Here is an 11,134-nt window from a genome sequence, read left to right on the forward strand (position 1 = left end):
ATGACGGTTCTGATGCGCAACAACCCATCCAGGACGCCGGCGCCGACTGTGCATCGGCCATTGAGCAGCCGCTACCACGCGATGTTGTCCGGCGACTACACCACTGCGCGCCAGTGGCTCGCCGAGCAGTTCGCGAAGGCGAACGCCATGACCGATGACCTGCCGGACACGCCTGATCAACTACAGGACTGGAGTGCACGACACGCCGCACAGGTTGCCGCCGAGCACGCCGCCTATCTGGCCCAGCGCCGTCAAGGCGCGCCTCGCCGTTATTTTGCCAACCGCGCCCACGCCTTGTGGTTCCTGCAACAGGTGGCGCCGACCAAGGTCGTTGATGGTGCCTGGCTTCACGGTGCCCTGCGCCGCTGGCAAGACCCTCGCTACCACGGCCTGATCCGGACCTACCTTGAGGAGCTGGGTGACGGCGATCCGCATTGCAACCACGTGCTTATCTACCAGAGGTTGCTGGGCAGGCTGGGTTGTTTGGATTGCATGCCTCTGGATGATGAGCGCTACCTGCAAGGGGCAGTACAACTGGCGCTGGGCAGCTGCGCGGAGTGGTTTCTGCCTGAGGTCATTGGTTACAACCTGGGTTACGAGCAGCCACCGTTACACCTGCTGATCACCACCCACGAGCTGGCCGAGCTCGGCATCGACGGTCATTATTTCCAGCTTCACGTGACGATCGACAATGCTGCCAGCGGCCATGCCAGCAAGGCCATCCAGGCGGTGCAGCAACTGTGCCCGGCGCAGGACGCCGAGGTGTTCTACCGTCGGGTCAGGCATGGCTACCGCCTCAATGATCTTGGCATTGACACGCCCACGCTAATCGGCGGCTTCGACCTTGAGGCCCAATTGCTGGCTGCCCTGGAGCGCAAGCGCGTGTTCGGGCAGTTCATGCACGCTGACCGCTGCCGATTGCAGCAGCGCACGGTCAACCAATGGCTGTCCGAACCCGCTGCGCTACCGGCATTTTTGCAGGCGCTTGTGGCCCAGGGCTGGATCAAGCGCGGGCAGAATCCGGCCGACAGCCGCTGGTGGTCGCTGATCGATGGGCCTGGCGCCCCCATGTTCGGCGTCTTCAATGCCTACGAGAAGCAGCTGTGGCACGACTGGATCGCCGGCGACTGGCAGGGCGCAGTGCGTCGCTTGCCGCCAGGCAGTTGGGAAGCTGCCCTGCACCAGCAACCACGTATTGAAGAAAGCCATGAAAGCGCTGATATCGAAACGTTGATCGAGCGCATGGCGGGCAATCAGCACGCCTTGCCGCAGGGTTTGTCCGCCACTCGGGCGTACCTGCATGCCACAGGTCTTGGCGAGGAGGGGCCGCACTGATGATACTCAACCCGCAACGAACCCAGGCCGATGAAGCCTTGCTGCAACTTGGCCGGCGCCTGCGTGCTGACGGTTACCAGTTCACCTGCGTGACGCCCGCCACCCATGCACGCAACAACGCCCGCCAGGGTGCAGAGCGGGCCGGCAACCTGCGCGACGTATTCGGCTGGAGCCGCCCGTTCCCGGCGTCATTGATCAGCGCCGACGAACTGGACCAGCTCAGCACCGCGCAGGTGCTGTACGAGGACGGCGCACTGCTGCGCAGCCAGGTACGCTGGTCCAGCCTCGACGATTTGCTGCTGGTGCATTCCGCCTACCCGACCGAGGCTGCTGATGCGGTGTTCTTCGGCCCCGACAGCTATCGCTTTGCCCAGGTCATCCATGACCATCTACAACGCAGCCCGGTACGGGTCGAACACGCTGTGGACATTGGTTGCGGCAGCGGCGTCGGTGCCTTGCTGATCGCCCGCGCGGCGCAACATGCCCAGGTCAGCGCCGTGGACATCAACCCTCTGGCACTGCGCTATACCGCGATCAATGCTGCGCTGGCGGGGGTGAGCAATGTGTCCATTGCGCACAGTGACTTGCTTGCCGGGGTCAGTGGCAATTTCGACCTCATCGTGGCCAACCCACCCTACATGCTCGATCATGGCCAGCGCACGTATCGCCACGGTGGCGATACTTTGGGCGCCGATCTGTCGTTGCGCATCATCGAACAGGCGCGCGAGCGTCTGAGCCCAGGCGGGTCACTGCTGCTGTACACCGGCGTGGCGATTGTCGAAGGTCGTGATCCATTGCTCGAGGCCATTCGCCTGCGCCTGGCGGGGCCTGAATGGGCCTGGGTGTACCGCGAGGTCGACCCGGACGTATTCGGTGAACAATTGCTGCAGCCAGGTTATGAACAAGTCGAGCGTATTGCCGCAGTGGCGCTGACTGTCAACCGCAGTGCATGACGCGCTATTGCAACTTGCCACCACGGTGGGGCTTGCAATCAGTTAGCGTTCACCGACAATGGCAGCGCCCTTTGCAAGCCATTTGGAACGCCCTGCGCCATGATGCTGACCCAGCAATTCCCCGACATTACGCTGGCCGATACCCTGTTCGTATTCGCCCTCGAGGCTGAAGCCGGTACTGTGTTCGCTGATCTCAATACGGTTTTCACCGGCATCGGCAAAGTCAATGCTGCCATCGCCCTGACCAAGGCGGTTCAGCGCCAGCGCCCCAAACTGATCGTTAACCTCGGTTCGGCAGGCAGCCAGCGATACGGCAAGGGTGAGGTGGTGTGCTGCACGCGCTTCGTGCAACGCGACATGGATGTCACTGCGCTGGGCTTCGCCCGCTATGAGACGCCGCTGTCGGATATTCCGGTGTTGCTCGAGCATGGCCAGCCGATAGATGGGCTGCCGCTGGGCATCTGCGGCAGCGGCGACAGCTTTGAGGTCAGCCACGGCGATGCTCCATACGACATCGTCGACATGGAAGCGTACGTTCTGGCGCTGATCGCCCGTAATGAAGGTATTCCGTTCGTTTGCCTGAAATACATTTCCGATGATGCCGGCAGCGATGCGGCCCAGGACTGGTCTGTGCAGGTACATCTGGCCGCCGAGGCGTTCAAGCGCGTGCTTTTCGCCATCGAACCCTGATCAGCCATGACGATCAAGCCACTGTAGTTTCGACAGCCGTAGGGCATTTGGGCTAAACCTTCAGCGCGCCGTGCAGTCATTTCAGGTAAGCGCCCGATATTTCCGGGCCAAGGAGGTGGCTGATGACCTTTGTCTGTCTGCTGCGTGGCTGCCACTGGCGCGCCATGACCCAAACCGAAGTGCCCGGGCTGCAATGCCAGCTTTGCGAACGCTGTGGCGCCTTGCGCTACTGCCAGCCGGGCCATTCCCTGCAACCATAGGAGGCACGCCATGGCCAGGGCAATCTGGAAAGGCGCGATCAGTTTCGGCCTGGTGCATATCCCGGTCTCGCTCAACACGGCAGTGCGCACCGAGCGTGTGGATTTCGACTGGCTGGACAAACGCAGCATGGAGCCGGTGGGTTATAAACGGATCAACAAGGTGACCGGCAAGGAAATCGACAAGGACAACATCGTCAAAGGTGTGGAGCATGAGAAAGGTCGTTATGTGGTGATCAGCGAGGAAGAGATCCGCAAGGCCCGGCCCGAAGCGACCCAGACCATCGATATCTTCTCGTTCGTCGCTGCCAGCGAGATCCCCTTGCAGCACTTCGATACACCGTATTACCTGAGCCCGGATCGTCGCGGCGGCAAAGTTTATGCGTTGCTGCGTGAAACACTGGAGAGCACTGGCAAGGTGGCGTTGGCCACGGTGGTGCTGCATACACGCCAGCACCTGGCATTGTTGCGGCCGCTGGACGACGCGTTGGTGATGATCACCTTGCGCTGGCCGGAAGAGGTGCGCGGGCTGGAGACGCTGGAGCTGGACAAGAGCGTGACCGACACCAAGCTCGACAAGCGCGAACTGGACATGGCCAAGCGGCTGGTCGAAGACATGAGCGGCTCGTGGGCTCCGGATGAGTACCATGATGCGTTCCGCCAGACCATCATGGACCTGGTGGAAGAAAAGGCCAGCAAAGGCAAGATCAGCGTGGTGGACAAGGGCGAAGGGGGCGAAGCCGAAAAAAGCGCCGATATCATCGACCTCACCGAACTGCTCAAGCGCAGCCTGGGCGGCAAGGCTGCGAAGAAAGCGCCTGCCGAGAAGAAGCCTGGCAAGCGTACGCGTAAGGCTTCATGACTGTAGGGGGCGGGGCGCTTGCCTAGAATATTGTGGCGTCGTTGAGATCGAGCGCCGCCGGCGCGGTACTCGATCTCGATAACACTGATACACCATGCCATCACCCGTCCAGACGAACCTGCAGACCCGCCAGAAAATCCCCAAACCCTTCCCGAGCCCGGCTGTCGCGTCGACTGCTGGTTGCCACACTGTGTTTGGCTGTCCATACGATCTGTGCGCCGCTAGCCTCCAGGTCACGCACCAGTTGCACGTCCTCATGCGCCGCCAGCGGTTGAAAGCCCCCCACACGCTCATAAGCGCGGGCACAGACACCCAGGTTGGCACCATGAATATGCCGATGGCCCTCACATGTCTGATAACCGCTGCGGTACAGCTTGCGTAGCGCAGCGCGTTGCCAGGGCTGCCAGTGCTCGATATGCACCGTGCCACAGACCACCTCTGCACTGCAGGCCAGTTGCCAGAGCAGCCAGTGCGAGGGCACCTGGCTATCGGCATCGGTACAGGCCAGCCAGCGGGCGCCACGGTCCAGCATCAGCGCCGCGCCTAGGCGGCGGGCCATGCCGACACTGCCAGCCTCCACCGCCAGCGTGCGCACACCGAAACGCTTGGCCACAGCGGCACTGGCATCACGACAACGGTCCAGCACCACCAATACCTCGACCTGATGGCCTGCCTGCCTGGCCAAGGCCACCGCCGCTGCCATGGCCTTGAGGCAGCGGCCCAGGCGACGCGCTTCGTTATGGGCGGGAATGACGACAGCAATCATGGGCATGTCTCGTCCAGGTCGACCACGCTGGGCTGGCATGACCAGTATTCCAACAGGAAATCCGCCTCTTCATGGCGAAACACCGGGTATAACGGCACGTGCTTGGCCAACAACTGATGCACTTCACGTCCATCCTGTGGGCACCCAGCAATCGGGTGGCGCCAGTGGCAGGCCAACAGCCCGCCGTCATAGGTCAGGCTCGCTACCGACTGCTCGATCACCTGCAACCAGTCGGTAGCGTTCAGGTAGTAACCCACTTCACTGAGCACGATCAGGTCGAAGCTGCCACCAGGCCAGTCCGCCGGCAAGCGCCCAGCGACGACGGTAGCATTGGGCAACCCCGCCAGGCGCTGGCGAGCCAGTGCCACTGCCTTAGGGTCAAGGTCATGGCACAGCAACTCGGCACAGCGCTCCGCCAACGCGGCGCTCAGCTCGCCATTGGCGCAGGCGGGTTCGAACACCCGCTGGTAGCACTGGCGTGGCAGGCTGGCCATCAGCAGGTCGCGCTTGCGGCGCTCGTACCAACGGGTGCGAAACGCCCAGGGGTCGTCATTGTTGGCATACAGGTCGGCGAAATATTGCGCATCGGGGCTCATGACAACTCCTTTACAGGAACACCAGTTCGAAGGGTTGCAGCAGGCAATCGAGCAGGTCGGCGGGCAGTACCGGCGCACGCCCCTGGTCGGGCTCCAGCTGGCTGTGATACGCCGCCAAGGCCTGACGCTTGCGCGCAACCCGTGCTTCATCCAGCGCAATGCGATGCGCCCGCGACCAAGGCAGGCGCGGGTCGTCAGGCTGAGCCCAATGCCAGGCCCACACGGGCACTTCCACCAATTGCACCTGGCGCGCCAGGGCGGCTTGCGCTGCCGCCCGGCCAAGCGCTTCGTGGTCGCAGTGGCCGTCGCCGCGCCAGGTCGTCATCAGCACGTCATCCGGCTCGAGCAGTTGGTTAAGGTGATTAACCAGAAACGCTTCGTCTCGTGGCAGCGCACCGTCTTTGAGGTGCAGGCGCCGCCAGTCCAGCCGGTTGAGGTCCAGGTCCAGCTGTTGCAGGGCGTGCCGGCTTTCAAGTGGCCGTTGGCGGCGCAGGCGGTGTTCGGTCCAGGTCGCGGAATCAGGGTGGCTCCCTTCACCGTCGGTGGCGGAGATCAGCAGCACGTCCTGCTCGCGGCCGTGCAGCCCTGCCAACAGTCCACCGGCCATAAGAATCTCGTCATCGGGGTGCGGCGCCAGCAGTACCAGGCGTCGACCTGCGGGTAGCAATTGGTCCGGGGTGATCCAAGTCGCCCGCGCCAAGTGTGCGGACTGCTGCCACGCAGCCCATGGCCTGCCTTCACTGGCCTCGATCAGGTTCTCGCTCATAGTTGCCAGGCTCCTGCCGGCACCTGGGCCAGCTGTTGGCCGAGTGCGGCCAGGTCGCGTTCGGCATGGCTCTGGCGCAGAAAGACCGGGAGGTCGGCGCTTAGCCGTGCAAAATGGCTGCTGCGGCAGAACGGCGTTGCACCCAACGCACGCCCCACATGGTGGATCACCTGCTCTACAGCGTGCTCTACCTGGGCACGCACGCGGCGTACCTCGAAGCTGGCGTCGGCGCTGGGCTGGCGATCTATCCACGCAGCACATTCACGCAGTGCTGCACGGGCACCGTACAACGCCGCATCCACTGCCCCCAGGTGCGCCTGGGCGTGCGGATCGGGGCGTGGTTTGCGGCAACGTTCACGCAAATAATCGGCCAGCGCCTCTGCGGCGCCGTACCAGCAGGCAGCGATCCCCGCACCGCCGTGCCAGAAACCGGGGCGTGAAAGGTACTGCCCTGGCTGGCCTACGGCGATCCCAGGCGAACCCTCAAAGGTGATTTCAATGCTGGCGGTCGTGGCCATACCCACTGCTTGCCAGTGATCGACCTGCAACCCCTGGGTGGGGTGGGCCAGTTCGATCGCCACCAGTTGCGGCTGGTCATCTTCAGCCCAGGCGGTGATCAGCGCACGGTCGATCTGCAAGGCACCTGAGCACCAGGCCTTGCTACCGGCAAGGCGCAACTTATCGCCGTCACGGGCAATGATCCGCGCCCGCGCTTCAGGGGGCTCTGCGGCCCACACGCCCCATACAGCATCCCCCACCAGGTGAGCAGCGCCGCATTCAGCCAGAATCGCCAGCGCGTCGGTATGGCCTTCGTACACTTTGGCCAGTGCCAGGTCGCAGCCGGCAATGCGCGCCAAGGTCTGCCAACGCTGCAAGGTATGCCCTTGGCCCGGCAGCGGGAGCAGGTCGAGATGGTCCGCCAACAGCGCCTGCATCAGTTGCGAAAGCTTGGTGTCCAAGCTCAAAGGCTGCGCGCGCTCGCTGAACGTACGCAGCAGGCTGTCGAGGGTGTTCAGGTCAAAATCCTGAATGATACTCATGTCACCCCCATCTGTTTGCGCATGCGCGCTGTGATCGACTGTCGGGTTTTGCCCATGTCCGCCCACGGGTCATCGACCTCGGCCAGGCGTTCGTGCAGGTTGCCGATGTGCCACTGGTTGGCGCCCTTGAGCTGGCCGAGTTCTTCGCGCCAGACCGGCACCGACACCGGCAGGCCTTCCCGGGCACGCAGGGAGTAAGCGCAGGCAGTGGTCGCACCTTTACCGTTGCGCAGGTAATCGATGAAGATCCGCCCAACCCGGTTCTTTGGCCCGGACACCGCGCTGAGCCGGTCGGGGAACAGCTTGGCCAGGTAATTGACTACGGCATGGCTGAAGTCTTTCACCTCGTCCCACCCCGCACGGCGGGTCAATGGCACCACCAGGTGCATGCCTTTGCCGCCGCTGGTTTTGAGGAACACTTTGAGGCCCAGTTCGTCGAGCAGCGTGAGGGCGAGCTGAGTGGCTTCGAGCATGGCCTTCCAGGGCAGTGCCGGGTCCGGGTCAAGGTCGAGCACAAAACGGTCGGGCTTGTCGAAGTCCTTGTCGGTGGCATTCCAGGTGTGCAGCTCGAGCATGTTCATCTGCACGGCACCGAGCAACGTGTCAGGGCGATTGATGACCATCGCCGCCTGACCGGCTTCGGCCTTGTCGTAACTGAGCACATTGGCGATATGCAACTGGCCGGCGTTCTTCTGGAAGAACAGCTCGCCATCGAGGCCCTCCGGCGCCCGTACCAGCGCCACCGGGCGGTCCTTGAGTTGCGGCAGGATCCACTGACTGACGCCTGCGTAGTATTCGGCAATCTGGCGCTTGGTGGCGCCAATGCTGGCGTCGATGATGCGCTCCGGATGCGTCAGGCGCAGGTCGCCCAGGCCTTCTGTCGCTTTGGCACGCTTGGCTTTGGGCACGGTCTTGGCAGGCATGGCACGCTCCAGGTCGATGGCGCTGGCAGGTTTATCGTCGCGCAGCCCATGGAAGACCGAATGGCGAACCACGCCGTCCCGGGTCATTTGCGCATACGCAACTTCTGCCATCAGTTTCGGCTTGAGCCAATGAACTCCTCGGGCTTCAGCCCCGGTGGGAGGCCGGGGCAGGGCGGGTTTGCCGATTTCCAGGGGTTTGAGGCGCGCGTGGATGCTGTCGAGCGTGGTGGCGCTGAAGCCGGTCCCGACCTTGCCGGCATAACGGAGCTCACCGCTGTCCGGGTCATGCAGGGCGAGCAGCAGCGCACCGAAGCCGCTTCGGCTTCCCTTGGGGTCGGTGAACCCGACGATGACGAACTCCTGGCGCTGTTTGCACTTGAGCTTGATCCAGTCCGCGCTGCGCCGGCCCGTATAGGGACTACCGGCGCGCTTGCCGATCAACCCTTCGAGCTGCAGGCGGCAGGCGCTGTCGAGCAGCGACTCCACCGGTTGCTCGAAGTCGGCAGAAAACTCCAGAACCTCGGACTGGTCATGCTCAAGCAGTTCACCCAATGCTTTGCGCCGGTCTTCCAGGGGCCGCTCGCGCAGGTCCTGGCCACCCAGGAAAAGAAGGTCAAACAGGTAATAGACGATCCGCTCGTCGTGGGCGGTGTCGAAGGCATTCTGTAACGCCTGGAAGTCGGCCACCCCGTTCTCGCCGTTGACGACCATCTCGCCATCAAGCCAGGCGCTGTCCAGGCCTAAAGCGCGAAGCGCAGCCACTTGCCTTGGCATTTTGTGACTCCAGTCATGGCCGTTGCGGGTGAACAGCCGCACGTCGTCGCCTTCAATACGAGCGAGCACGCGATAACCGTCGAACTTGACTTCATAGCGCCAGTCGCCAGCGGGGGGTGAATCGACCAGGGTCGCAAGCTGCGGCTGCAGTTGTCCGGGCAAGGCCGCTTTCTTACCCGCGCCGGCCCGCTTGCGCTTGGGCGGCTGCACAGGTTTGGCGCTGGCACTGCTTCGCGGCACCAGCGTGCGATCGCTGATCACGCTGTCAGGCTGCGCTTCAACGATGCTGTAGTCGGCCTCGCTGCGTGCCTGAGCATCGTGGGACTTGACCAGCATCCACTGCTCTTTCTTGCCTGCCATGCGGGTGCGGAACAGGTTCCACACGCCGCTCAGCTTCTCTCCTTGCAAGCGAAAGCGCAGCTTGCCCTTGGCATAGGCCTGGTTTGCGTCACCCTCTGGCTCCCAGATGCCACGGTCCCAGACGATCACATCGCCGGCGCCATAGTGACCCTGCGGGATACTGCCTTCGAAATCGGCGTAGTCGAGCGGGTGATCCTCTACGTGCACCGCCAGGCGTCGCACCTTGGGGTCCAGGGAGGGCCCTTTGGGGATGGCCCAGCTTTTCAGCGTACCGTTCAGTTCCAGACGGAAGTCGTAATGCAGGTGGCTGGCGTCGTGCTTCTGAATGCAGAACTGCAGGGCATGGCTACGTTTGGCACGGCTGCGCTTGCCACTGGGCTCGGGTGTGGCATTGAAGTCGCGCTTGCGCTCATATTCCTGCAGGGGCTTGGCCATCATCTAAGGCTCCCGGGGGGCTCGGTCTCTCATTTGGGAGGCAGCAGGCCGGGCGGTAGTTCAAAAAAATCGATTGCATGCTGGGGGTAAAAAAACTCTGAATTTTCCAGGCCCACTCACAGTCGACCGGACACACCCCTGATGGAGAGCCCAAATGAGCCGACCCGATGATCGCCAGCCCTATACCCCCAGCGAAATCGATGACACCGAGGACCGCATGGGCAGCGTGCACGAGCTGGACTTCAACGACCGCCCCGAGGGGCGCATAGGGGATGAACGCCCGGCGGCTGAAGTAGCGAAGGAGTTCCCTGCGCGGCGCGTCGCAGAAGGCGGCATGACCGGCGGTGAGACACTGACGGACAGCGTGCAGGAAGACAACGTCACCGACGATGACCTGAGCCCCGGCACCCTGCTGGATGAAACTGGCGCGCGCGACCCTTACGAACCGGGCGATGACGACGGCCCAGCGGACGAGAGCCTGCGTGAGGTCGATGAGCAGGAGATCGGTGGTGGCATTGGCCTGGACGAAGCTGAGCTGGCACGGTCCGCTCCGCTGGACGGTGAACCCTGGACTGATGAAGTGGTTGATAACGAGCCGAGGAAATGACCATGAATGAGCGACGATGTGCGTGTGCGAACTGTTCTTGCACGGTGGACGAGAATGCCCGCATGCAGAATGACAAAGCCTATTGCTGTGAGGCTTGTGCATCAGGGCACCGCAATGGTGAGCCGTGCCGCATGACTGATTGCAAGTGCGGTGAAGCGGCTCAGCCCGATGAAAACAAGGTCGACAATGCCCTGGATGAAACCTTCCCGGCCAGCGACCCGATTTCCCCCTGACCCTTTGAACAGCTTGATATCTGCTGCAGCACGCGCCCCGGGAGCTGGCAATGCCGGCTCCCGGGGCGCGGCAGGCCTGGGCCTCAATGCGTCTGCCAGATCCCGTTATTGCGCTCGCAGTCGGTACGGGCCTGGCCGAGGCTGGGAGTGTCGTAGTAATACGTGATTACCTGAGCGTCCTTGGGCAGCGTCGGGCGTGTGGAGGGCTCGTCGCGCCCTGTCGATTTCGGGTTGGCAAGGGTCTCTTGGGTCAACGGCGCGATGCAGCTGCCCACACTGCCATCGGCGCAGCGCGGGACCTTGTGCTTCTCGGTGCTGAGCATCTCCTTGCTCTCATTGCTGCACGACCAATTGATCGCTTCAGCCGGCATGTTGCTGTAGCTGTAACAGGTCCGTCCTTCAACTGGCTTGACCGCTTCACTGGCGGAGCGGGTCATCACCTCGCACGCGTCGGCCAGTACCTGCGTGCTGGCCAGGCTGCCCAGCACCACCATCAGCAGAGATAAACGCATGTGCCACCTCCCGGGCCTTGGGCCC

General features: G+C 63.0%; 13 protein-coding genes. 7 read left to right on the forward strand and 6 right to left on the reverse strand.

What is annotated here, in order from left to right; genetic code table 11:
- The 5 genes from NGJ21_RS23155 to ku all read left to right on the forward strand — a co-directional run bounded on the left by NGJ21_RS23155 (position 1) and on the right by ku (position 4,097).
- The gene (locus NGJ21_RS23155) at positions 1-1,335 is read left to right on the forward strand and encodes an iron-containing redox enzyme family protein (protein ID WP_414157209.1); all 1,335 of its coding nucleotides are present in this window, start codon (positions 1-3) and stop codon (positions 1,333-1,335) included.
- Positions 1,335-2,288 (forward strand): methyltransferase, encoded by a 954-nt coding sequence (locus NGJ21_RS23160; protein ID WP_119687033.1) that lies wholly within the window; start codon positions 1,335-1,337, stop codon positions 2,286-2,288. Before NGJ21_RS23155 ends, NGJ21_RS23160 begins: the two co-directional genes overlap by 1 nt.
- 99 nt (positions 2,289-2,387) lie before the next feature.
- Positions 2,388-2,978 carry a 5'-methylthioadenosine/S-adenosylhomocysteine nucleosidase family protein gene (locus tag NGJ21_RS23165; protein WP_251962733.1) on the forward strand — a complete coding sequence of 197 codons (591 nt, stop codon included), beginning with the start codon at positions 2,388-2,390 and terminating at the stop codon, positions 2,976-2,978.
- A gap of 122 nt (positions 2,979-3,100) precedes the next feature.
- Complete coding sequence (locus tag NGJ21_RS23170; protein ID WP_168216574.1) at positions 3,101-3,238, forward strand: PSPA7_2676 family Cys-rich small protein; 138 nt, start codon at positions 3,101-3,103, stop codon at positions 3,236-3,238.
- A 10-nt stretch (positions 3,239-3,248) separates the two neighbouring features.
- On the forward strand, positions 3,249-4,097 hold the full coding sequence (gene ku / locus NGJ21_RS23175) for a non-homologous end joining protein Ku (protein ID WP_046786202.1): 849 nt from the start codon (positions 3,249-3,251) through the stop codon (positions 4,095-4,097).
- Positions 4,098-4,197: 100 nt separating this feature from the next.
- Here the strand turns inward: ku and NGJ21_RS23180 are convergent, their stop codons facing one another.
- Genes NGJ21_RS23180 through ligD form a run of 5 tightly spaced genes read right to left on the reverse strand, consistent with a single transcriptional unit; the run spans position 4,198 to position 9,757 of the window.
- On the reverse strand, positions 4,198-4,863 hold the full coding sequence (locus NGJ21_RS23180; RefSeq protein ID WP_119689044.1) for a glycosyltransferase family 2 protein: 666 nt from the start codon (positions 4,861-4,863) through the stop codon (positions 4,198-4,200).
- Positions 4,860-5,459: a class I SAM-dependent methyltransferase gene (locus NGJ21_RS23185; RefSeq protein WP_125924140.1), complete on the reverse strand. Its 600-nt coding sequence runs from the start codon at positions 5,457-5,459 to the stop codon at positions 4,860-4,862. The genes NGJ21_RS23180 and NGJ21_RS23185 overlap by 4 nt, the downstream gene beginning before the upstream one ends.
- A 10-nt stretch (positions 5,460-5,469) precedes the next feature.
- On the reverse strand, positions 5,470-6,225 hold the full coding sequence (locus tag NGJ21_RS23190; protein WP_251962734.1) for a PIG-L deacetylase family protein: 756 nt from the start codon (positions 6,223-6,225) through the stop codon (positions 5,470-5,472).
- Positions 6,222-7,265 carry an acyl-CoA dehydrogenase family protein gene (locus NGJ21_RS23195; protein ID WP_174141194.1) on the reverse strand — a complete coding sequence of 348 codons (1,044 nt, stop codon included), beginning with the start codon at positions 7,263-7,265 and terminating at the stop codon, positions 6,222-6,224. Before NGJ21_RS23195 ends, NGJ21_RS23190 begins: the two co-directional genes overlap by 4 nt.
- Positions 7,262-9,757 (reverse strand): DNA ligase D, encoded by a 2,496-nt coding sequence (gene ligD / locus NGJ21_RS23200; protein ID WP_251962785.1) that lies wholly within the window; start codon positions 9,755-9,757, stop codon positions 7,262-7,264. Before ligD ends, NGJ21_RS23195 begins: the two co-directional genes overlap by 4 nt.
- Positions 9,758-9,911: 154 nt before the next feature.
- Between ligD and NGJ21_RS23205 the strand changes: the two genes are divergently transcribed.
- A complete protein-coding gene (locus tag NGJ21_RS23205) occupies positions 9,912-10,364 on the forward strand; it encodes a phosphotransferase system, HPr-related protein (RefSeq protein ID WP_115274791.1) in 453 nt (150 codons plus the stop codon).
- Between the two features lie 2 nt (positions 10,365-10,366).
- On the forward strand, positions 10,367-10,597 hold the full coding sequence (locus tag NGJ21_RS23210) for a metallothionein (RefSeq protein WP_046786207.1): 231 nt from the start codon (positions 10,367-10,369) through the stop codon (positions 10,595-10,597).
- An 83-nt stretch (positions 10,598-10,680) separates the two neighbouring features.
- Here the strand turns inward: NGJ21_RS23210 and NGJ21_RS23215 are convergent, their stop codons facing one another.
- A complete protein-coding gene (locus NGJ21_RS23215; protein WP_472979970.1) occupies positions 10,681-11,091 on the reverse strand; it encodes a hypothetical protein in 411 nt (136 codons plus the stop codon).
- Positions 11,092-11,134 lie beyond the last annotated feature (43 nt).

This window comes from Pseudomonas sp. Marseille-Q5299 (assembly GCF_943737035.1).
GTDB classification, from domain to species: domain Bacteria; phylum Pseudomonadota; class Gammaproteobacteria; order Pseudomonadales; family Pseudomonadaceae; genus Aquipseudomonas; species Aquipseudomonas putida_E.

What these genes read in the sequence shown, in the direction of transcription:
- NGJ21_RS23155 (WP_414157209.1), top strand. Translation starts at nt 1, where the DNA reads ATGACGGTTCTGATGCGCAACAACCCATCCAGGACGCCGGCGCCGACT.
- NGJ21_RS23160 (WP_119687033.1), top strand. Translation starts at nt 1,335, where the DNA reads ATGATACTCAACCCGCAACGAACCCAGGCCGATGAAGCCTTGCTGCAA.
- NGJ21_RS23165 (WP_251962733.1), top strand. Translation starts at nt 2,388, where the DNA reads ATGATGCTGACCCAGCAATTCCCCGACATTACGCTGGCCGATACCCTG.
- NGJ21_RS23170 (WP_168216574.1), top strand. Translation starts at nt 3,101, where the DNA reads ATGACCTTTGTCTGTCTGCTGCGTGGCTGCCACTGGCGCGCCATGACC.
- ku (WP_046786202.1), top strand. Translation starts at nt 3,249, where the DNA reads ATGGCCAGGGCAATCTGGAAAGGCGCGATCAGTTTCGGCCTGGTGCAT.
- NGJ21_RS23180 (WP_119689044.1), bottom strand. Translation starts at nt 4,863, where the DNA reads ATGATTGCTGTCGTCATTCCCGCCCATAACGAAGCGCGTCGCCTGGGC.
- NGJ21_RS23185 (WP_125924140.1), bottom strand. Translation starts at nt 5,459, where the DNA reads ATGAGCCCCGATGCGCAATATTTCGCCGACCTGTATGCCAACAATGAC.
- NGJ21_RS23190 (WP_251962734.1), bottom strand. Translation starts at nt 6,225, where the DNA reads ATGAGCGAGAACCTGATCGAGGCCAGTGAAGGCAGGCCATGGGCTGCG.
- NGJ21_RS23195 (WP_174141194.1), bottom strand. Translation starts at nt 7,265, where the DNA reads ATGAGTATCATTCAGGATTTTGACCTGAACACCCTCGACAGCCTGCTG.
- ligD (WP_251962785.1), bottom strand. Translation starts at nt 9,757, where the DNA reads ATGGCCAAGCCCCTGCAGGAATATGAGCGCAAGCGCGACTTCAATGCC.
- NGJ21_RS23205 (WP_115274791.1), top strand. Translation starts at nt 9,912, where the DNA reads ATGAGCCGACCCGATGATCGCCAGCCCTATACCCCCAGCGAAATCGAT.
- NGJ21_RS23210 (WP_046786207.1), top strand. Translation starts at nt 10,367, where the DNA reads ATGAATGAGCGACGATGTGCGTGTGCGAACTGTTCTTGCACGGTGGAC.
- NGJ21_RS23215 (WP_472979970.1), bottom strand. Translation starts at nt 11,091, where the DNA reads ATGGTGGTGCTGGGCAGCCTGGCCAGCACGCAGGTACTGGCCGACGCG.